Genomic DNA, 20,829 nt, shown 5'->3' on the forward strand with positions numbered 1-20,829 from the left:
CGCGGGAAAAATGGATCGCTCCGCCGGGAGCCGTCCGGCTACCGTGCATAGGTTCCGAGGGCGGCGCCCGATGAGACCTGGCCGAGGCAGGGGCGCGACGCCCGCGGCCTATCCTTGTCAACGGTTATGAGGACGCCTGTGAGATCGCCGCTCGCCGACCTGCGCGCGCGCCTGCCCGAACTGATGACGCGCGACCGCAGCAGGCTGCGCCGCCGCATCGACGGCACCGAGAAGATCAAGGACGCCGCGCGGCGGGCGAAGGTCGCCGAGGAGGTCGCCGCCGAGGTCGCGGCCGCCGAGCGCCGTGTCGAGCGGCGCCGCGCCGCCGTCCCGGCGATCACCTACCCGGCCGAGCTGCCGGTCTCGCAGAAGAAGGACGACATCCTCGCGGCCGTCCGCGACCACCAGGTCGTGATCGTCGCGGGCGAGACGGGGTCCGGGAAGACGACGCAGATCCCGAAGATCTGCCTGGAGCTGGGCCGCGGCGTGCTCGGGTCCATCGGCCACACGCAGCCGCGCCGGCTCGCCGCCCGCACCGTCGCCGACCGCATCGCCGAGGAGCTCGGCACCGAACTGGGCGACGCCGTCGGCTACAAGGTGCGGTTCACCGACCGGTCGAGCGACGACACGCTCGTCAAGCTGATGACGGACGGCATCCTGCTCGCCGAGATCCAGACGGACCGGCTGCTGCGGCAGTACGACACGCTGATCATCGACGAGGCGCACGAGCGCAGCCTCAACATCGACTTCCTGCTCGGGTACATCAGGGAGATCCTGCCGCAGCGCCCCGACCTCAAGGTGATCATCACCTCCGCGACGATCGACCCGGAGCGGTTCTCCCGGCACTTCGGCGACGCCCCGATCGTGGAGGTGTCCGGCCGCACCTACCCGGTCGAGGTCCGGTACCGGCCGGTCACCGACCCCGACGACCCGTCCGCCGACCCGGACCGCGACCAGATCCAGGCGATCATCGACGCGGTGGACGAGCTGGGCCGCGAGGCCCCCGGGGACGTGCTGGTGTTCCTCAGCGGCGAACGGGAGATTCGCGACACCGCGGAGGCGCTGACCAAGCACCTCGCGCGGCAGCGGGGGACCACCGAGGTCCTGCCGCTGTACGCGCGCCTGTCGGCGGCCGAGCAGCACCGCGTGTTCCAGCCGCACCGCGGGCGCCGCGTCGTCCTGGCGACGAACGTCGCGGAGACGTCCCTGACCGTCCCCGGCATCAAGTACGTCGTCGACCCGGGCACCGCCCGGATCTCCCGCTACAGCCACCGGCTGAAGGTGCAGCGGCTCCCGATCGAGCCGGTGTCGCAGGCGTCGGCGAACCAGCGCAAGGGCCGCTGCGGCCGCGTCTCCGAGGGCGTGTGCATCCGGCTGTACTCCGAGGAGGACTTCGAGTCCCGCCCGGAGTTCACCGATCCCGAGATCCTGCGCACGAACCTCGCGTCCGTCATCCTGCAGATGACGGCCCTCGGGCTCGGCGACATCGCCGCGTTCCCGTTCGTCGAGCCGCCGGACCGCCGCAACGTCAAGGCGGGCGTCGACCTGCTGCACGAGCTGGGCGCGATCGACCCGGCCGAGAAGGACCCGCGCAAGCGCCTCACCCCGCTCGGCCGCCGCCTCGCGCAGCTGCCGATCGACCCGCGGCTGGCCCGCATGGTCCTGGAGGCCGACCGCAACGGCTGCGTCCGAGAGGTCCTCGTCATCGCCGCCGCGCTGTCCATCCAGGACCCGCGGGAGCGGCCCGCCGAGCACCAGCAGGCGGCCGACGAGAAGCACCGCCGGTTCGCCGACCCGACCTCCGACTTCCTCGCCTACCTGAACCTGTGGAACTACCTGCGCGAGCGGCAGAAGGAGCTGTCGGGCAGCGCGTTCCGCCGCATGTGCAAGAACGAGTTCCTGCACTTCCTGCGCATCCGCGAATGGCAGGACCTGCACGGCCAGCTCAAGCAGGTCGCCAAGTCCCTCGGCGTCACCCTGAACGACGCCGACGCCGCGCCCGACCGCGTCCACGTGTCGCTGCTGTCCGGCCTGCTGTCGCACATCGGGCTGATGGACGCGCCCGGACGGTCCGAGCGGGCGGGACGCGGCGACCCGGCCAAGCGCGAGAAACCGCGGCGCGGCCACGAGTACATCGGGGCGCGCGGCGCGAAGTTCGCCGTGTTCCCCGGGTCCGCGCTGTTCAAGAAGCCGCCCCGCTGGGTGATGTCGGCCGAGCTCGTCGAGACGTCCCGGCTGTGGGGCCGGATCAACGCCAAAATCGAGCCCGAGTGGGTCGAGCCGCTCGCCGGGCACCTGGTGAAGCGCAGCTACAGCGAGCCGCACTGGTCGAAGAAGCAGGCCGCGGTCATGGCGCGCGAGAAGGTCACCCTCTACGGCGTCCCGATCGTCGCGGACCGCCGCGTCAACTACGGCTCGATCGACCCGGAGCTGTCGCGCGAGCTGTTCATCCGGCACGCGCTCGTCGAGGGCGACTGGGAGACCCACCACAGGTTCTTCCACGACAACCGGGCCCTGCTCGACGAGGTCGAGGAGCTGGAGCACCGCGCCCGCCGCCGCGACATCCTCGTGGACGACGAGACGCTGTTCGACTTCTACGACGCCCGGATCCCCGCGGACGTCGTGTCGGGCCGGCACTTCGACGCCTGGTGGAAGAAGGCGCGCCGCACCGACCCCGACCTGCTCGGGTTCGAGAAGTCGATGCTCATCAACGACTCCGCCGACGGGGTCAGCGAGGCCGACTACCCGGACGTGTGGAAGCAGGGCCCGCTGCGGCTGCGGCTGACGTACCAGTTCGAGCCGGGCGCGGACGCCGACGGCGTGACCGTCCACATCCCGGTGCAGGTCCTCAACCAGGTCCGCCCGGACGGCTTCGAGTGGCAGGTCCCCGGCCTGCGCGCCGAACTGGTCACCGAGCTGATCCGGTCGCTGCCCAAGCAGCTGCGGGTCAACTTCGTGCCCGCGCCCGACTACGCCCGCAAGGTCCTCGACCGGGTCGCGCCGCGCAGCGAACCGCTCCTGGACGCGCTGGAGCGCGAGCTGACGGCGCTGACGAGCGTCCCGGTGGCGCGGGAGGCGTGGGACCCCTCGCGCCTGCCCGCCCACCTGCGGATCACGTTCCGCGTCGTCGGCGGCGAGCCCGGCCGGAAGGGGGCGCGCACCCTCGGCGAGGGCACCGACCTGGACGAGCTGAAGCGCCGCCTCGCGGGCAAGGTGCGGGGGACCCTGGCGAAGGCGGCGTCGACCGTCGAGCGGACCGGCCTCACCGACTGGACGATCGGCGAGCTGCCCCGCACCTACGAGCGGAAGCAGGCGGGGTACGACGTCAAGGCGTACCCGGCGCTGACCGACGAGGGCGACGCCGTCGCCGTCCGCATGTACGAGACGGAGGCCGAGCAGCGCCGCGCGATGTGGCGCGGCACCCGCCGCCTCGTCCTGCTGAACGCGCCGTCGCCGGTGAAGCTCATCCAGAGCCGCCTCACCAACCAGGGCAAGCTGGCGCTCAGCCACAACCCGCACGGCTCGACCGCCGCGCTGTTCGACGACTGCGTCACCGCCGCCGCCGACCTGCTCATCGCCGAGGCGGGCGGGCCCGCCTGGGACGAGGCCGGGTTCCGCGCCCTGCACGACCGGGTCCGCGCCGACCTGCACGACGCGACGGCGCGGATCGTCGCGCAGGTCGAGCGGATCCTGGCCGAGGCGCACGAAACCGACCGCCGCATCCGCGGGACGAAGAGCATCACGCTCGTCCCGGCGCTGTCGGACGCGCGCGGCCACCTGGAGTCGCTGGTGCGGCCCGGGTTCGTCACCGCGACGGGCGCGGCGCGGCTGCCCGACCTCGTCCGCTACCTGCGCGCCCTGCAGGCCAGGCTCGACAAGCTGCCGGAGAACCCGAACCGGGACCGGCTGCTCGCGGGGCAGGTCGAGGCGCTCAAGGAGGAGTACCGCCGGACGCTGCAGCGGCTGCATCCGGCGCGCCGCGAGGACGAGCCGGTGCGGCACGTCCGGTGGATGATCGAGGAGTTCCGGGTGAGCCTGTTCGCGCAGCAGCTCGGGACGCGCTACCCCGTGTCGGACAAGCGCATCCGGAAGGCCATGGCGCAGCTGTGACCCGCGTCCTCCGCCCCGGGCGCCGGGGCGGGGGGCGCCGGATCACGCCTGGGCGGAGGCGAACATCTCCAGGTGGCCGCACTTGCGGCACCGGTGCGCGTCGATGCGCCAGCGGTCCTTGCCGAAGCGTTTCGCGCCGCCGAGGACCCCGAGCTTCAGCGGGCCGGGGATCCAGCGGGCGTAGCCCTTGCTGTGCTCGCCGGCGTCCTCGATGAACCCCGGGTCCAGCTCCGCGCCGTCGCACTGCGTGCACCTGATCGCCGTCATCCCGCGATGGTAGGCGGTTGCACCGGTGATCACGCGGCGATACGACTTGACCATGGAGTTGCGGGAGTTCTATCCGGCGGTTCGGCCCCATGAGTCCGGATTTCTCGACGTCGGCGGCGGCGAGGAGATCTACTGGGAGGTCTGCGGGAACCCCGGCGGCAAGGCGGCGGTCTTCCTGCACGGCGGTCCGGGCGGCGGCGTCCTGCCGGACCACCGCCGGTTCTTCGACCCGTCCGCCTACCGGGTCGTGCTGTTCGACCAGCGCGGCTGCGGGCGCAGCCGCCCGCACGCCGGGGACCCGTCCGTCCCGCTGGAGCGGAACACGACCCCGCACCTGGTCGCCGACATGGAGCGGCTCCGCGAGCACCTCGGCATCGGCCGCTGGCTCGTCTTCGGCGGAAGCTGGGGCAGCACGCTCGCGCTCGCCTACGCGCAGGCGCACCCCGACCGGGTGACGGAGCTGGTGCTGCGCGGCGTCTACCTCGTCCGCCCCGAGGACGAGGCGTGGGCGTTCGCCCCCGGCGGCGCGGCGCGGCTCTTCCCCGCCGAGTGGGCGGCGTTCCGCGACGCCATCCCGGCGGACGAGCGGGACGATCTCGTCGCCGCCTACGGCCGCCGCATCCACCACCCGGACCCGGCGGTCCGGACGCCCGCGGCCCGCGCGTGGATCGACTGGGAGACGGCGGCCAACACGCTGCTGCCCCTGGCGCCGCCGGACCTGGACGACTCGGCCGTGCTGGCGTTCGCGCGCATCAGCCAGCACTACATCGCCGCCGGCGGGTTCCTGCCGCCCGAGGGCCTCCTCGCGGGCGTCGACCGGATCCGGCACGTCCCGGCCGTCGTCGTGAACGGCCGCTACGACATGAAGACCCCGCCCGACCAGGCGTGGGAGCTGCACCGGGCGTGGCCCGAGGCGGAGTTCCACATCGTCGAGGACGCGGGGCACGGCGGGTCCGAACCGGGCGTCCGGCACCGGCTGATCGAGGCGACCGACGCCTTCCGGCCCTGACCACGGGACGTCGCGGCGGCGGCGGGGCGGCGCCCGGGCCGTCCGGTCGGCGGCCCGGGCCGTTTTCCGTCGCCGGGTGCGTCGTGGCGGCCCCACAACTGCCACCCAAGTCACTGCGGCCACGCCGACTAGTGCGTATCGTTCATTCCATGCCTAACAGCCAAGAGCGCGACAATAGCGGCCCGCAGGAGACGGCCGCGACGTCTTCTGCCGCGGTCCCCCGGGGACCGGGCGGCGACGTCGGCGCGTCCGGGGGATCGGGGGAGACCGCGGTGGCCCGCATGGGAGACCCCGTCGCGGTGTGGCCGTGCGCGAACTGCGGGCGCCCCGTGCCGCAGCCGGTCGGAGCGACCCGCGTCGTCCGCTACTGCCAGGACGACGACGGCACGTGCGCCCGCGAGGCGCGCGAGCGCCGGGAGCGCGGCCGGGACGCCCCGGGCCTCACCGGGCACGTCGCCTCCACCTGGGAGATGGTCGAGCGGCTGGAGAAGGCCGCCGACGTGCTCGCCGAGTCGCTGACCTCCGAGCTGAGCGTCGCCGGGGTGGAGCGGCGCGTCGCCGAGGTGCGCGCCGAGGCCGCCCGCGAGCTCGCCGTCGCGCAGAGCGAGCGGGACGCGTCGCAGCGCCGGGCCGAGGAGGCGTGGCAGGAGGCGACGTCCGCCCGCAACCGCGCGGAGAACGCGGAGCGGGACGCCGAGCGGGCCCGCGAGGAGGCCAGGCTCGCGACCGCCAAGCGGGACGCCGCCCAGCAGGCATGGGAGGAGGCGCACCAGATCGCGCAGCAGTCGATGACCGCGAAGCTGGCCGCCGAGAGCGAGCGGGACCGCGTCGCCGCCCGCGAGGCCGAGCTGCTGGCGGCGCTGGAGAGCGCCCGGGCCGAGCTCGTCGAGCTGCACGCCAAGGTGTCGGAGGCGGAGAGCGGCGCCGAGGCGCAGCGCGTCGAGGCGGCCGTCGCCAAGCAGGGCGCCGAGGACCTGCGCAACGCGATGCGGGACGCCGAGGCGCAGCGGCAGCGCGCGATGCAGGCCGCCAGCAAGGCGGAGGCCGAGCGCAGCGCCGCGCTGCGCGCCCAGTCCGAGGCCGAGGCCGAGGTCGTCCGCGTTCAGGCCCGCGCCGACGAGGCCGTCAAGGAGCGCGACGCCGCGCACGCGCAGGCGCAGGCCGCGGCGGCCGAACGGGACGAGCTGACCGGCCGGCTGAACGACCAGGCGACGCAGCTGCGGCAGCTGTCGCAGTCGGTCGCCGACCAGCAGGCCGCGCTCACCGCGCTGGCCGAGGAGCGCGACGCGGCCCGCGCCGAGGCCGACCGCGCCCGCCGCCAGGTGGACCAGTTCACCCAGGGCACCCTGTCGCCGGGCGCCCCGCAGGGCGGCCGGCTGCAGAGCGGGCAGATGCAGAGCACCGCCATGCAGAACGGCGCGCCCCCGCACGGCCCGCAGGTGCCGGGCATGCCCCCGGGCCCGCCGCCGATCGGCGGCCCCGTCCAGGGCGGCACCGGGCCGCACGGGGCCCCGGCCGCCGCCTCCTACCCGCTGCCCGGCCAGAACGGCGCGCCGACCGGAGCCCAGAACGGACTCCAGGCCGATCAGGGCCGCGCCGTGAACGGCTCGGACCGGGAGGACCCCCTGTTCACCGGCCCGTGACCCGCGCCCGCGGGCCCGCCCGGCGGCACGGACGCCCGGCCGCCGGGCCCCGGATCAGCTCCCGAACCGCTCCGGGTCGATCTCGATCCAGATCTGCTCGGCGCGGCCCAGCAGCCGGCCGTCCGCCCCGTACAGCGCCGTCGCCGTGTGCGTCTTGCGGCCCTCGCGGCTGCGCGTCGCCCCCATGACGACGCAGCGCTCCCCGGCGGCGGGCACGTCGGACACCTGCGCGGTCATCGTGCCGAGCACCGCCGGCCGGGCGGCGACGTCGAACGACCAGGCGCCCGGGCAGTCCAGCGCGGCCCACACCAGCTCCCGCGCGGGAGCCTCCTCGGGCGTCCACGGCGCCGCGACCGTGTCCTCGGCGACCGCCCCCGGCTCCAGCCGCAGCCCGTCGCCGGGCTCGCGGTCCGGGCCGCACACGAAGCAGCCGGGGAACGGGTTGTTCCCCGCCGCCCGGTACTTCTCCGCGGCCAGTTCCGCCTCCTCGAACGGGACGCCCGGGACCGGCGGCACCACGATCGCGCCCGCCAGCGCCTCGGCGACCAGCCGCTCGCCGTCCCACAGCCGGACGCTGTGCCACCGCTCGTCCTCCGCCGTCACGGTCAGCTCGGTGTCCAGCGGCGGAGGCCGCCGCAGGGTCACCGTGACGGTGTCGGTGGGCACCCGCTTCGCCAGGAGCCCCGCCACGTAGCCGCCGTTGCCCGACTCGTCCGGGCCGTGGAACCGTCTCTCGATGATCACTTGCCGTTTCCCCCGTGCTCACGATCCACCCCAAAAACGGGACCGATCATAATGAGCCGGTCGGACGTCCGAAGCGCCGACCCCGTCCGCGACGGCGGAACGGTCCGGCGGGCGGCGGCCGGACGGCGGGCGGCGGCTCAGACGGCGCGCGACGGCTGCGGGCGGCCCGGCCGGGTGGTGAAGAAGACCGACAGCGACCCCCGCAGGCGCGCCCGGACGGTCTCCTCGTCCACGGGCCCGTCCGGGCGGACGGGCGTGCGGTCCAGGGCGCGGGCGATGAGCCGGTCGACGTTGCGGTCGGCGACGAGCACCGAGCACGTGTCGCACGCGTACCACGGGTACAGCATGTTGAGGACGGCGACCGCGGTGTCGTCGTCCGACAGGTGCGTGGTGTCCAGCTCGACCTCGAACATGTCGGTGTCCTCGGGGTCGAGCGTGGGGTAGTACAGCCAGCTCGTCTCCGGGCCCCCGCAGAAGTCGCACGCCCGGTCCTGCGCGGCGGGCTCGCCCACCGCGAGCTCCAGCTCGTGGTCCCACGGCTCCACCCTGCGGTTGTGGCGGTAGCCGACGCCGTCGAGCGATCCCTCGCGGTTGTGCGTGACGTCGTGCACCTCGCCGCCGCAGCGGGCGCACATGAAGCCGATGTCCTCCATGTCCCTCCCCTGATCGCTGAGGCACCGGCTCTCACAGTATCCGTCCGGAGGCTCCCGTTGTACCCGGGTGCCGGGCGGTGCGGATAAGTTGGAGATCTTCCCCGACGCCCGCGCCCGGCGATCCCGGCCTCCGCCCGCGTCCGTCCCGCTCCGGCGCGCCCCGCGGTCCGCGTCCCCGCGACCCGGTGTTCCATGCCCCTCCCCGCGCGCCCGCACCCTGATCGGAGGTCCCGATGCCCCCCGCCGCGCCCGGTGTCGTCCTGAACGCCGACAAGATCGATCTGGTCCGCGAGCGCCGGCTCCTGCTCGACCGGGTGAGCATGACGGTGCTGCGCGGTGAGCACTGGGCGCTGCTCGGCCCGAACGGCGCCGGCAAGAGCACCCTGCTCGGCATCCTCGGCGCCTACACCCATCCCACGCGCGGCTCCGCCGAGATCCTCGGCCACCGCCTCGGCCGCGTCGACGTGCAGCGGCTCCGCAGGATGATCGGCCACGTCAACCCCCGGCACCCGCTGGAGTCGGCGCGGACCGTCCGCGAGATCGTCCTCACCGGCGCCACCGGCACGATCGAGCCGGTGCCGCGCTGGGCGCCGTCCGCCGGCGAGCTGCGCCGCGCCGACGAGCTGATCGCGCTGCTGGGCCTGGCGCACCGCGCCGACGCCCGCTGGCCGAACCTGTCGCAGGGGGAGCGCGGCCGGTCGCTGATCGCGCGGGCGCTGCTGCCCGACCCGCCGCTGCTGCTCCTCGACGAGCCCGCCACCGGCCTGGACGTCGCCGCGCGCGAGCGGCTGCTCGCGAGCATCGACCGGCTCCGCGCGGACCGGCCCGACCTGGCGACCGTGCTCGTCACCCACCACCTGGAGGAACTGCCGACCAGCACCAGCCACGCGCTGCTCCTGCGGGAGGGGCGGGTACTGGCGTCCGGGGCCGCCGCGGACGTGCTCACCACCGAGGCCGTCAGCGAGTGCTTCGACCACCCGATCACGATCACCCGGCACGGCGGCCGCTGGGCCGCGACCGCCGGGCCCGCCGGGCCCGCGTAGCCGCCGCCCCGCCGGTCGGCCCGCCCGTCAGCCCGCCGCGACCCGGTGCCGGGCCAGGTGCGCGAGGACCGACTGGTTCGCCTCCCAGCCGTCCGGGAACTTCACCGGGACGCCCAGGTGGACGGGCTCGGCCGACGGGTGGGCGTCCAGCAGCTCGGGGATGCCCGCCCGCGCCACCACGATGCACGCGTGCCGGTGCCGCGACGCCAGCACGCACAGCCGCCCCGACTCCAGGTGGAACGCGGTGGCGTCGCGGCGGCCCGACAGCGGGTGCAGGACGACCGTGACGTCGTACTCGCGGCCCTGCAGGCGGTTCGCGGTGTCGACGGTGATCCCCGCGCCGTGCGGGCCGAGCGCCGCGCGGATCGCGGTGACCTGGTCGCGGTGCGCCGCGCCGATCGCGACGCGCGCCGCGTCCACCTGCGCCGTCCCCTTCTCCGAGTGCGCGACCGGGCCGCGCTGCAGCAGCCGGACGGCCAGCGCCGCCGTCGCCCGGACCGCCTCGGAGTCGGTGCGCAGCGTGTGCCGCGCGGGCAGCTCGAACAGCGCCCAGCCGGTGGCCGCGGCCTCCTCCAGCGCCCGGTCGTAGGTGGTGCCCATGCCGCCCGCGGAGAACTCGAGCCGCCGGTCGTCCGGGCCCGTCCCGGCCCGGAACGGGGTGAACGGGTAGAAGGCGTCCGCTACGACCGGCGCCGCCGACGCCGGCAGCCGCCACGACACCGGCAGCCGGTGGACCGGAAGGTCCGGATTGTGGGCGAGCAGGACGGACACGGCGCTGCGCATCGGGTCCCATGCGAGGCCCGCCCAGCGCTCCACCTCGACCGTGGAGAACGGGTCGAGCTGGCCGGGGTCGCCCACGAACAGCGCCCGCTCGAACCGCCCGGCGATGCGCAGCAGCATGTCCGAGCGCATCTGGTACGCCTCGTCGACGATCGCCCACGGCCACGAGCCGTCCGACAGCGTCGCCCACTTCGCGGCCGTCGCGATCACCACGGCCTGCTCGGCGAGATCCCCCGCCTTCTGCCGCACCTGCACCTGCGGATGGGCCAGCACCCGCTCGGACGGCACGTACTGCGACGCCGACAGGCGGCCGATCGTCAGCCGCGGATGCGCGTCGGCGATCCGCTCGATGAGGTCGTCGACCTGCTCGTTCGTCTGCGCGACGATCATCAGCCGCTCGCCCGCGTCCGCCAGGTGCCCGGCGGCCCGCACCACCAGCGTGGACTTGCCCGCGCCGGGCGGGGAGTCGACGACGACGCCGCGGTGGGCGCCCGACAGGTCCGCCAGGACGGCGTCGACGACGTGGGCCGCCGCCTTCCCCGGGTCCTCCGCCGGGGCCCCGGCGGCCCCTCCGTCCGGACGTCCCGCGGGCGCGGGGGCGGGCGACGGCACCGGCGTCAGGCGGCGCGTCCCCGGCGCGATCCGGTCCGTCGTCTCGCCCGTGGTCATGACCATTCCTCTTCGGCGTCCTCGTCGGTCGGCACGTAGTCCTCGGGCGGCCCGCCGTGGGTCCACGGCGTGTCCTCCCGGTCGGGGAACTTCGCCTGCCCGAACGAGCCCTCGGTCAGCGACGTGAAGCACACCCGCTCGCCCACCTGCGGGACCACGCCGGGCTCCGGGGTGAGCTTGCGGCCCATCCCGCCGGTCAGCTCCAGCAGCACGCCCCCCGTGCCGAACTCCACGATCCTCCCCTTCAGCGCGGGCCGCGCCGCGTTGCACACGGTCGTGCCGACGTCGAGCCGGACCGGGTCCTCGGTGGAGACCCGCAGGTACGGGCGCAGCTTCGGCCGCTTGCCGGTCTCGTCCAGGCGGGTCGGGTCGCACTCGGTGACGACGCCGCCGAACGCCTGCCCGGACAGCCGGTGCTCGGCCATGACCAGCGGGTCGTCGAACGCCCGCTGCGCCTCGTAGGCGTCCTGCGCGCGCTCCAGGTCGTGCAGCCGCCGCGCCGCCCGGACGGGCGTGTCGCGGCGCGCCTGAGGATACGCCTCGCCGAACGTCTGGTGGTAATACGTGAACGCGTCGCGGTCGCGCTCCCAGCGGCGCGGGACGCTCGCGCCCTCCGGCAGCGCGCGCAGCACATCGGCCGCCCGCCACATCAGGTCCCAGGTGGGGGTGAGCTGGGACGCGACGGCGGCGCGCAGCCGCTCCTCGGCGCGGGGCGCGCCGTTCGACCGGTCGTAGGCGGCGATGGCGGGCGCGAGCACCTCGTTGTCGAACGTCGGGTCGGTCGACGGCCCCGCCGGCGGGCACGTCACCGGGTCCTCGGCGCGGGCGGCGGCGGCCGGGCCGTCCATGCCGTCCGGCGGGTCGATCCAGCCGAGCAGCGCCGCGAGGTTCCCGTCCTCCAGGGAGCTCTGCCCGGTCGCCCAGTGCAGCCGCAGCGCCTCCGTCATCGCCAGCAGCAGCGACGACCCGGGATGGTCGTACCGGTCGGCGAACCAGGTCAGCCACCGGCCGAGCACCGGCACCGCCGGGTCCACCGCGTAGGGGCCCTCCGTGCTGCGGAACCGGGTGGAGCGGCCGAGCAGCCGCAGGAACGTGACGCCGCCGCGGTTCGGCACCAGCACCTGCGGTGCGTCCCCGTACCGGATCCGCTCCTCGATCTCCCCGGACTTGGCGGCGGACCTGCTCGGCGCCAGCGTCTCCACCGGGCCGCGGCTGGTCTCGATGTGGTTCAGGACGAGCTTGGCGGCCTCGGCGGCGAACGCGAACCGCAGGTCACGGTTGCGCGGCTGCGGGACGACCAGCAGCGACGGGTCGTCCCGGTCGCTGCCCAGCATCATCGCCAGCGGCGCCGCCGCCTCCCCGGCGAGCCGCAGCGGGATCAGCACCAGCGGCGCCGCCGAGACGTGGCAGTGCCGCACGGTGGCGAGCGGCTGCGCGAGCCCGGCGGCCGCCGCCTGCAGGCGGGCGAGCGAGGACAGCGCGCTCATGTGCCGATCACGCGGCGCCCTGCGCCGCTCCGGCCAGTGCCTCGGCGCGCAGCCGGGCGGCGGTGCGCAGCTGCTCGGCGGTCTCGGCCAGGTCGTCGGAGGGCGTCAGCACGCCGTCGGCGAGCGCCAGCGCGGTCCCGATGGCGTCCACGCCGCCGAGGTCGTCGCGGACCGAGCGGCCCAGCGCGCCCGTCGCCCCGCACGCCCGCGCCTCGTCGCGGCAGAACAGCGCCATCTCGCAGCCCGCCATGCACTCGGGCGCGTACCGCGCCTCGACCGCGCGCACCGACTCGGCGAGCGCGTCGCCGGGCTCGAACGTCAGGTCGTCCGGGAGCGCGTCCAGAATGCGGTCGATGCGGGTGATCCGCGCGAGCTGCCGCCGCAGGACGGCGAGCTGCGGGCGGACGTCCAGCGGCGTCGCCGTCGGCCGGTTCGAGAAGTTCTCCGGGCACACGAGGAACACCTCGTGCGACACGCGCGCCGGGTCGTGCCCCAGCTCCTCCACCAGGCGCCGCAGCGCCAGCACGTACACCGCCGACTGCCGGGCCGCCGCCGCGACCTGCTCCGGCTCGGCCTGCCCGTCGACGACCGCGAACGACTTGATCTCGATCACGTGCAGGCGCCCGGCGAGCTGGAACGCGATGACGTCCGGCTCCAGGTAGGCGGGCTGCCCGGCGATGTCGAGGCGCAGCAGCGGGTGGTCGAACAGCGTGCCCTCGCCGGACTCCAGCGCGCGGGCGATCAGCCGCCGCGTCCGGATGTGCCGCAGCTCGCGGCCCTCGTTGCCCGCGACCACCTCGAGGTCGTCGTAGGCGACCTCCGGGACGGCGAGCCCGAGCCGGTCGCGCAGCAGCGTCAGCAGCTCCGCGCACCCGTCGGCCTTCACCTGCGCCTCGAACGCGTTGCCGCGCGTGATCGCGAACTGCGACTGGCCGAACGGCGCCGGGAACCCGAGCGCCCGCGCCACCGCGTCCTTGTCGACGCCCGCCGCGTCCATCACCCCGCGGCGGGCGCAACCGGGATTGCCGGTCAGCGCGGCGATCGTGCGTGCGTCGTGGTTGCGCGGGGGAGCGCCGCCGCGCAGCCGGTCCAGGTCCGGCGCGGTCTCGGTCATCGGTCCGTCTCTCCATTGACGGCAGGGCGCCGTGGGGCGTCCTGCAGGGCCCGCAGCCGGCTGCCGAACAGCCGTTCCGCGTCGTCGAGCCGGTCCAGGGCGCGCCCGGCGGCCGACTCGCGCCGCCGCCGGTCCGCCTCCCGGTGCACCTCCAGCTCCTCCCGGGCGGCCTCGGCGAGCACGGCCGGATCGACTGTACCGACCGTACCGTCGACCGCACCGGGAATGTTGGACGCGAAACGCCACAGCAGCCGCTGCACGTCGGGGTTCGGTTCGCCGCGTCCGGTCCGCCGGGCATCGGCGTGCTCGGCCAGCCGGATCGCGGACGTCAGGAAATCGGTGCGCGGGCTCAGCGGGCCCACGATGCGGCGCTCCAGCGGCCACGTGCTCACGGTGAGCAGGCCGCGGGCGGGGGCGAGCAGGTCCGCGGTGAGCGCGGCGCACAGGTAGTACGGCCGGGCGTACGGCGCGGTGCGGAACGAGCGCTCCTCGTCGCGGCGCAGGCTCGACAGGCGGCCCGCCGCGATCTCACCGGGGAAGAACGCCGCGTAGACCGTTCCGACGAGCTTGGGGGCGGACGGGACGCCGAGCAGCGTCAGCGCCTGGTGCACCTGCTCGCGGACCGGCAGCAGGCCCCGCCGCGAGCCCTTCCCGGTGGCCTTCGCGCCCTTCGCGCCGCTCTTGGCCGAGCCTTTCGCGGAGCCCTTCGGCGCCCCCTTCGCGCGCCCGCCCTTCCCGGACGCCGCGGCCGCCGTCCGTCCGCCGGACGGACGGAGCGGCGCGGTGCGGCGGCCGACCGGGTCCCCGGCCTCGGCCGCGTCGGCGCCGTCGCTGTCGCCGTCGCCGAGGACGAGATCGTCCCAGGCGTCCTCGGCGGACCGCAGCTCGCCGCGCAGCTCGCGGGCGGCCCGCCGGTCCCCGGCCGCCATCGCCCGGCGCACGCCCGCGCGCAGCTCGGTGATGCGGGCCTCGAGCGCGTCGGGGGTGGACGGGCCGGGGGAGCGGGACATGCGGCAGACGGTACAGGAGGTCCCAGACAATTCCAGAGTTTTCCAGTATTTCGGCGCGTTATCCGGCAGTGTTCCCGAGATGTCCGGGAGAAAGGCTCGGCCTGCGCCGCACCAGCGGATACCGCCGGAGAAGGTGACGGCGGAACACGGCGCCCGGCAGGACGCGCCGGGCCCCGTCCCCGTCACGCGCCTCGGCCCACGTCATGCGGATCGGCGACGGCGCGGGCCGCGCGGGAGGCGGGTCGACGGACGAGGAGACCGTCCCCGCATCCCGCGTCCAGCGCCCCCCCGCAGCCGGCCGGTACCCGTCCGCCGTGCTCACGGCCATCGGCGCCACCGGGGAGGACGTGGTCAGCGGGTGTCGCGGCGGAGCGGATGCCCCTCCGGCACCTCCACGATAACGATCTTGACGCCCGCCGGGTCCTCGATCCACATCTCCACCAGCCCCCACGGCTCCTCCCGGGGCTCCCGGACGATCCGCGCCCCGGCCGCGGCGAGCCGTTCGTGCTCCGCCCGCACGTCCCGCACCTGGAGCCAGATCATCGCCGCCGACCCGTCCCCGGCGGCGCCGTGCCCCGACACCTCCAGGAACCCGGAGCCGAGGAAGAACACGACGCCGGGGGAGTCGGGCGGGCCGAACTCCCGGTAGACGGCGAGCCCCAGGACGTCCCGGTAGAACCGCTGGCTGCGCTCCGCGTCCGCCGGGCGGAGCAGGATCCGGCTGCTCAAAACCTCCATGCACCCATCCTCGCCCGGCGCCCGTCCCGCCCCGGAACCGGGCCCCGTTTCGGGGCGGGACCGCCTCCGGAGCGGAACGGGTCAGCCGGGGAAGCTGGCGTGGTAGGTCGCGGCCATGTCCGCGTCGCCGTGGCCCTGCTCGATCGCGCGGCGGAACCGCTCGCCCGCCGCGTCGTTGACGTCGACGCGGATCCCGGCGGCCGCGGCGGCGTCGTGGATGATGCGGGTGTTCTTCTCGGCGGTCCGGACGGCGAAGCTCGGCGCGAGCTCGTCCTCCACGATCGCCTTCATCTTCGTCTGCAGGTACGCGTTGTCGAGCGGACCGCCGGTGAGGACCTCCCCGAGCAGGGCCGGGTCGAGCCCGAGCGCCCGGGTCAGCGCCACCGACTCGGCGATCACCGAGGTCAGCGAGATCGCGTAGCCGACGGCCGCGAGCTTCAACCGGGTGCCCGCGGCGGCCGCACCGTCCTCGTCCAGCCACAGCGTCCGGCTGCCGAGCGTGCCGAACACCGGCTCCAGCACCGGCCGCGCCTCCTCCGGCCCCGCGGCCAGCACGATCAGGTTGCCCTGCTCGGCGGGCTGCTTGGTGCCCTGGACGGGCGCGTCCACGAACGTCACGCCGTGCTCGCCGGCCAGGGCCGCCAGCCGCGGCACGTCCGCCACGGCGACGGTGCCCATCTGCGCCCAGACCTGCTCGGCGCGCAGGCCCGGCGCCGCGTCCGCCATGACGGCCAGCGCCGTCTCGCCGTCCCCCAGGATGGTGATGACCACCTCGGCGCCGGTCACCGCCTCGGCCGGGGACGCGGCCACGGCGGCGCCGTCGGCCCGCAGCGGCTCGGCGCGGGCCGCCGTCCGGTTCCACACCGTGACGCGGTGGCCGTCGCGCAGCAGGGTGCGGGCCATCGCGGTGCCCATGATCCCGGTTCCGAGCAGAGCGACTTCGGTCATGATCGTCTCCTATCTGAACTGAGCGGTACGAAGATCATGCGGCATCGGCGGCGTGCCGCGGCGCGCGGCGTGCGTCCGGCCGCGCCCGCCGATGTCAGCCGTAGGCGTGCCCGTCGCCCGGGACGTCCGCGCCCGCCTCGGCGGCCGGACCGTCCCCGGCGCCCGGCGCGTACGGGGCGGCGAACGCGTCGAGCGTCCGCTCCAGATGGGCCGACCACCAGGTGACGAGCGCCGCGTGGCCGCGCTCCTGCGGCGGTCGTTGCGCCGGGTCCGGCGCGCCGGACCCGGCGGCGCCGTCCTCGCCGAGGTAGCGCTGCCGCAGCGGAGCGACGTCGCACAGCCGCTCCCACCACGCCCGGTGCACCGCCGACTGGATCTGCCCCGCGTCGAGCGGGAACGACGCGCGGTGCCCCCGGACGAACGCCTGCACCCGGTCGAGATCGAGGCCGCGGTCGTCCTCGCCCGCGAATAGCCGCGCCGCCGCCCGCACCACCTCGCCCGCCACCGGGCCCGTCGTGAGACCGTCCCAGCCGAGCACGGCGGTCACGTTTCCCGACCCCCCGTACCGGAGGTTCCCGCCGTGGAACGAGCCGTGCAGGTGCCCGACCGTGCAGACCTCCGCGTCCGGCGGCTGGTGGTCGGCGAACTCCGCCAGCAGCGCCCGCCGCTCCCGCAGCCGCCGCTCCGTCAGCGCGGCGAAGTCGGTGCCGCCGCCGCGCGGGACGGCCGCCAGCAGGGCGTCGATCGCCGCCGCGGCGTCCGCCGCGCGCGGCGCGGGCACCAGCATGCTCTGCTGCACGGGCGGCGTCAGCCGCTCCATCTCCGCGTGCAGCCGGCCCAGCAGCCCACCGAGCTCCTCGCACTGCGCGAACGTCAGCTCCAGCCCGTCCCGTCCGCGCCCGCCGGCCCACGGGAACAGCTCGTACCCGCGTCCGGCGGCGGTGACGAGCGTCCGGCCGGTCCGCGCCGGGACGGGCGCGAGGACGGGCAGGCCGGCCGCGTCGAGCGCGGCGGTGATCCGGTGCCGGAACAGGATGCGGCGCCGGTCGGGGGCGGGGTGCTCCTTCAGCAGGTACGCGCCGTTCGCGGTGTCGATCCGCCGGGACCGGCGGACGGCGGCGCCGTCCGGTCCGGGGCCGGCGAACCGCGCGTCCGGCCCGAGGTCCCAGCGCCGCAGGAGCCGCGCGGGCGGCCCCGCGTCGCGCCCGGCGCCGTGCCCGCCCGCGGCGGCGTCAGCGGACTGCGACGTCGGCATGTCTGACGTCCGTGCTTCTGACGTCGGCGCTTCTGACGTCGGCACCTCTGACGTCGGCACTGTGCACCTCGGCGGCCTCGGACGGACGGCGGTCGAACGGATGTTCCAGGCCGACGCTACACGGCCCGCCACCGCGGGGAAAGGCGACCGCGCTCAGACGCGCTCGAGGACGACCACGGGGATCTCGCGGTCGGTCTTCGTCTGGTACTCGTCGTACTGCGGCCAGGTGGCGGCCATCTTCCGCCAGAAGGCGGGCTTCTCCTCGGGCGTGGCGGTGCGGGCCCGCGCGGTGAACTTGTCGCCCTTCACCTGCACCCGGACCTCGGGGTTCTCTTGCAGGTTCAGGTACCACAGCGGCGGCTCGTCCGCGCCGCCCTTGGACGCGACCACCAGGTAGGCGTCGCCCTCCGGCTGGTAGATCAGCGGCGTCGTCCGCGGCCGCCCGGTGCGCCGCCCCGTCGTGGTCAGCAGCAGCGTGACCGTCCCCTGCCAGTCGTGGCCCTCCGCGCCGTCGGTCTCCTGGTAGCGGGCGACGTGCTCCTCGCCGTACAGCATCCTGTGCCCCTTCCGTGGCTCCGTGCCGATGCGGACGACCTTCCCCGCCGCCCGCCCGCCGATGCGCGATCCCGGGAACCGGGCCGGTCACAGGTCCCTGAGGACGCCGCTCAGCAGGCCGCCGGTGTCGTCCGGGCGCGCCGCGGTGATGCACAGGTTGTTCATCGCGCGCATGTAGGTGTCGACGTCGGTGGGCTTGTCGAGGTACAGCGCGCTCGTGAGCTGCTCCAGGTAGACGACGTCGGACAGGCCGGGCTCCGCGAACCGCAGGATCGTGAACGGGCCGCCGGCCGCGGCGTGCCCGCCCGCGCCGAACGGCACGATCTGCAGGGTCACGTTCGGCAGCTCCGACATCTCCATCAGGTGCCGCAGCTGGCGCCGCATCACGTCGCGCCCGCCCAGCGGGCGCCGCACGACCGCCTCGTCCACGACCGCCCAGAGCGTCGGCGCGCTGGGCGAGGTGAACCGCTCCTGCCGGGTCGTCCGGACCCAGACCCGCCGCTCGACCTCCTCCTGCGACGCGTCGGGGAACCCGAGGCGGACGACCGCGCGGGCGTAGTCCTCCGTCTGGAGCAGGCCCGGGACGAACTGGAGCTCGTAGGAGCGCAGCAGGGACGCGGCCTCCTCCAGCCCGAGGTACGCCTCGAACCAGTTCGGCAGCACGTCGCCGTACCGGTGCCACCAGCCCGGCGTGTTGGCCTCCTTCGCCAGCTCGAGCATCTGCTCGCGCTCGTCGGGGTCGCTGACCCCGTAGAGGGTGAGCAGATCGGCGACGTCGCGGGTCTTGAAGCCGACGCGGCCCAGCTCCATCCGGCTGATCTTCGAATGCGAGCCGCGGATCTCGTACCCGGCCTGCTCGGTGGAGATGCCGCAGTCCTCCCGGAGGCGGCGGAGCTGCGCGCCGAGCAGGATGCGCAGGACGGTCGGCCCGCCGCGCCGCGGATAGTCGATCAGCCGTCCGGCCGGATCATCTTCGGCCGGAGGAGTCGGAACAGCTGAATCCTGGGGCAAGGGGGTCACCAGCCAGTCGACGGGTCTGCGCGGGGCGGTACGGCACCGCCCTATGTTAGAGGATCGAAGCACGATTTTGGGAAGTACGGAAAAGGCGTCTTCGTAATCTCCCAATCGTGCCGGAACGGGCAGCGCAGCGCGGTGCCGTACGCCTCGAAGTACGGACGGTCCCGCCGTTCGGAGCCGCAGACGATACTCCTCTCGCCTATGCCGCGCCAACGTGTCCCTTCGCCGCACCGATCGCGGAAGGGCGGTTTGGAGCGTGACCACGGGTTCGTTCGGCGCTGTGGGTGGCGGTGCGGCGGCGGACCGTGTCCGGCGCGGCCGGACGGGCGCTCCGGCGCGGCAATTCCGAGCCCGCTTCGGTTGTCGCTTCGGTGGCGGCGCATCACGGATGGCACATGAATTGCCGGTCGTTTCCGGGCGCCGCAGTCGACCAATCGGCGGCGATTTCCGTGCCGTCCGATGCGGCGCGATAATGGCGGGCGTCCGGCGGTCCGCCGAACAATACGCGAGGGCGCGCCGCGGCCGTCCGGGGGGTGCGCCCGGCGGCGGCCGTGCCGCGGGGGAGGCCCGGAAGCGGCTTCACGGGGCGGCGGTCCCGGGCGGGGCCCCGCCCGGGCGTGACCCGGATCTCGTCCGCGTCGCCCCAGGTGCCCGCCGCGGTGACGAAGGTCTCTCCGCGGCCGGGCGTACTTCCGAGGATTCCGGCGTTCACTGGTACGGAGGCGCAGCGCACGCGCGCCGCGAAAGCGGACGGCAGCCATGCCCCGTGCGGCGCTTCGCCCGGATTCCAGCCCATCACCGACCGAATTGGGGGAATCATGAACGCTACCCGTGAGCGACCCGACATCCGGTTCCTCGTCTCGGGCGACGTCACCGCGCACGAGCGCGGCGCGGCCGAACGCGCCGTCGGCGAGGCGCTGGCGGAGGCCCGCGGCGCCGTCACGTCCGTGCAGATCACGCTCAGCGTCGTGGCCGACCCGGCCCTGCCCCGCCCGGCGCTGGCCCGGGCCGTCGTCGAGATCGACGGGCGGGTCGTGCGGGCCCAGGCCGCCGCGCCGCGGCTCGTCGAGGCCATCGCGCTGCTGCGCTCCCGCCTCGCCGTCCGGACGGCGAACCTGCGGGTCGGCTGACCCGGCACCGCCGACGGCGGCGCCCGTGCACCGGACGCCGCCGTCCTCCCGCGGTCCGGGCCCGCGCGGCCCTCAGGCGTCGCGGCGCCGCAGCACCAGCGCCCCGGCGGCCAGCGGCACCAGCGCGTACGCGGCCAGGACGGCCGACGCCGCCACCGGCGGCAGCAGGTGCCCGTAGATGGACGGTTCGGCGCCGCGTCCCGAGATCTGCGCCGGCAGCCCGCTCAGCATCACCGACCCGACCCGCTCGTCCCACGGTGCCGGCAGCTGGAACACCGCCGTGGGCAGCACGTGCCAGACGAGCACCGCGCCCGTGATCGCCCCGGCCGCCGACCGCAGCAGCACGCCGAGGCCCAGCCCGAGCAGCGCGAACACCGCCACCGACGTCCCGGACACGGCGAACCCGGGCAGCTCCTCGACGACCGCCGCGCGCTGGTCGGCGATCGGGCGGTCGCCGACGGCCGGCCGGGAGGCGAGGAACACCCCCACCGTCGTCACCTGCCCCGCGACCAGGCCGACCGCGCCCACCACCAGGGCCTTCGCGGCCAGGAACCGCCCGCGCCCCGGGACCGCGGTCAGGCTCAGCCGCACCATGCCGGTCCGGTACTCCGACGTCACGCTCAGCACCCCGAGGACCGTCAGGCACAGCCCGCCCAC

18 protein-coding genes are annotated in these 20,829 nt (G+C 75.2%); 5 read left to right on the forward strand and 13 right to left on the reverse strand.

Annotated elements, in window-relative coordinates; genetic code table 11:
* The first annotated feature begins 126 nt into the window (after positions 1-126).
* Positions 127-4,110 (forward strand): ATP-dependent RNA helicase HrpA, encoded by a 3,984-nt coding sequence (gene hrpA, locus DMH08_RS02905; RefSeq protein WP_125611528.1) that lies wholly within the window; start codon positions 127-129, stop codon positions 4,108-4,110.
* A 42-nt stretch (positions 4,111-4,152) separates the two neighbouring features.
* Here hrpA and DMH08_RS02910 read toward each other — a convergent pair whose 3' ends face one another.
* Positions 4,153-4,377, reverse strand: coding sequence for a hypothetical protein (locus tag DMH08_RS02910; protein WP_026402075.1), 225 nt, complete (start codon positions 4,375-4,377; stop codon positions 4,153-4,155).
* Between the two features lie 58 nt (positions 4,378-4,435).
* On the opposite strand from DMH08_RS02910, the gene pip reads away from it, so the two are divergent.
* Together pip and DMH08_RS02920 are read left to right on the forward strand one after the other, a co-directional pair.
* Complete coding sequence (gene pip / locus DMH08_RS02915) at positions 4,436-5,386, forward strand: prolyl aminopeptidase (RefSeq protein WP_199747585.1); 951 nt, start codon at positions 4,436-4,438, stop codon at positions 5,384-5,386.
* Positions 5,387-5,667: 281 nt separating this feature from the next.
* Positions 5,668-7,029 (forward strand): chromosome segregation ATPase, encoded by a 1,362-nt coding sequence (locus tag DMH08_RS02920; protein ID WP_125611552.1) that lies wholly within the window; start codon positions 5,668-5,670, stop codon positions 7,027-7,029.
* Between the two features lie 54 nt (positions 7,030-7,083).
* Here DMH08_RS02920 and DMH08_RS02925 read toward each other — a convergent pair whose 3' ends face one another.
* Together DMH08_RS02925 and DMH08_RS02930 are read right to left on the reverse strand one after the other, a co-directional pair.
* Positions 7,084-7,773: a hypothetical protein gene (locus DMH08_RS02925; RefSeq protein ID WP_026402077.1), complete on the reverse strand. Its 690-nt coding sequence runs from the start codon at positions 7,771-7,773 to the stop codon at positions 7,084-7,086.
* Positions 7,774-7,910: 137 nt separating this feature from the next.
* Positions 7,911-8,426, reverse strand: a complete 516-nt coding sequence (locus DMH08_RS02930; RefSeq protein WP_026402078.1) for a hypothetical protein — start codon at positions 8,424-8,426, stop codon at positions 7,911-7,913.
* A 233-nt stretch (positions 8,427-8,659) separates the two neighbouring features.
* On the opposite strand from DMH08_RS02930, the gene DMH08_RS02935 reads away from it, so the two are divergent.
* The gene (locus DMH08_RS02935; RefSeq protein ID WP_125611530.1) at positions 8,660-9,469 is read left to right on the forward strand and encodes an ABC transporter ATP-binding protein; all 810 of its coding nucleotides are present in this window, start codon (positions 8,660-8,662) and stop codon (positions 9,467-9,469) included.
* A gap of 27 nt (positions 9,470-9,496) precedes the next feature.
* Here DMH08_RS02935 and DMH08_RS02940 read toward each other — a convergent pair whose 3' ends face one another.
* The 9 genes from DMH08_RS02940 to DMH08_RS02985 form a co-directional block, all read right to left on the reverse strand.
* Complete coding sequence (locus tag DMH08_RS02940; protein WP_125611532.1) at positions 9,497-10,918, reverse strand: AAA domain-containing protein; 1,422 nt, start codon at positions 10,916-10,918, stop codon at positions 9,497-9,499.
* Positions 10,915-12,405 carry a hypothetical protein gene (locus tag DMH08_RS02945; RefSeq protein ID WP_125611534.1) on the reverse strand — a complete coding sequence of 497 codons (1,491 nt, stop codon included), beginning with the start codon at positions 12,403-12,405 and terminating at the stop codon, positions 10,915-10,917. Before DMH08_RS02945 ends, DMH08_RS02940 begins: the two co-directional genes overlap by 4 nt.
* A gap of 7 nt (positions 12,406-12,412) precedes the next feature.
* Positions 12,413-13,519 (reverse strand): hypothetical protein, encoded by a 1,107-nt coding sequence (locus DMH08_RS02950; RefSeq protein WP_125611536.1) that lies wholly within the window; start codon positions 13,517-13,519, stop codon positions 12,413-12,415.
* Positions 13,516-14,529, reverse strand: a complete 1,014-nt coding sequence (locus DMH08_RS02955; protein WP_125611538.1) for a hypothetical protein — start codon at positions 14,527-14,529, stop codon at positions 13,516-13,518. The genes DMH08_RS02950 and DMH08_RS02955 overlap by 4 nt, the downstream gene beginning before the upstream one ends.
* A 351-nt stretch (positions 14,530-14,880) precedes the next feature.
* The gene (locus DMH08_RS02965; RefSeq protein ID WP_026402084.1) at positions 14,881-15,267 is read right to left on the reverse strand and encodes a VOC family protein; all 387 of its coding nucleotides are present in this window, start codon (positions 15,265-15,267) and stop codon (positions 14,881-14,883) included.
* Positions 15,268-15,348: 81 nt separating this feature from the next.
* The gene (locus DMH08_RS02970) at positions 15,349-16,215 is read right to left on the reverse strand and encodes an NAD(P)-dependent oxidoreductase (RefSeq protein ID WP_125611540.1); all 867 of its coding nucleotides are present in this window, start codon (positions 16,213-16,215) and stop codon (positions 15,349-15,351) included.
* 94 nt (positions 16,216-16,309) lie between these two features.
* Positions 16,310-17,470: a phosphotransferase enzyme family protein gene (locus DMH08_RS02975; protein WP_125611542.1), complete on the reverse strand. Its 1,161-nt coding sequence runs from the start codon at positions 17,468-17,470 to the stop codon at positions 16,310-16,312.
* 153 nt (positions 17,471-17,623) lie between these two features.
* Complete coding sequence (locus DMH08_RS02980) at positions 17,624-18,025, reverse strand: nitroreductase family deazaflavin-dependent oxidoreductase (RefSeq protein WP_026402086.1); 402 nt, start codon at positions 18,023-18,025, stop codon at positions 17,624-17,626.
* 87 nt (positions 18,026-18,112) lie between these two features.
* The gene (locus tag DMH08_RS02985) at positions 18,113-18,979 is read right to left on the reverse strand and encodes a helix-turn-helix domain-containing protein (protein ID WP_026402087.1); all 867 of its coding nucleotides are present in this window, start codon (positions 18,977-18,979) and stop codon (positions 18,113-18,115) included.
* Between the two features lie 881 nt (positions 18,980-19,860).
* On the opposite strand from DMH08_RS02985, the gene DMH08_RS02990 reads away from it, so the two are divergent.
* Positions 19,861-20,172, forward strand: coding sequence for a hypothetical protein (locus tag DMH08_RS02990; protein WP_084550108.1), 312 nt, complete (start codon positions 19,861-19,863; stop codon positions 20,170-20,172).
* Positions 20,173-20,244: 72 nt separating this feature from the next.
* On the opposite strand, the gene DMH08_RS39935 is transcribed toward DMH08_RS02990, so the two are convergent.
* On the reverse strand, positions 20,245-20,829 hold a 585-nt coding region (locus tag DMH08_RS39935), incomplete at its 5' end, for an ABC transporter permease (protein WP_158642242.1).

It is taken from the genome of Actinomadura sp. WAC 06369 (genome assembly GCF_003947565.1).
GTDB classification, from domain to species: domain Bacteria; phylum Actinomycetota; class Actinomycetes; order Streptosporangiales; family Streptosporangiaceae; genus Spirillospora; species Spirillospora rifamycini.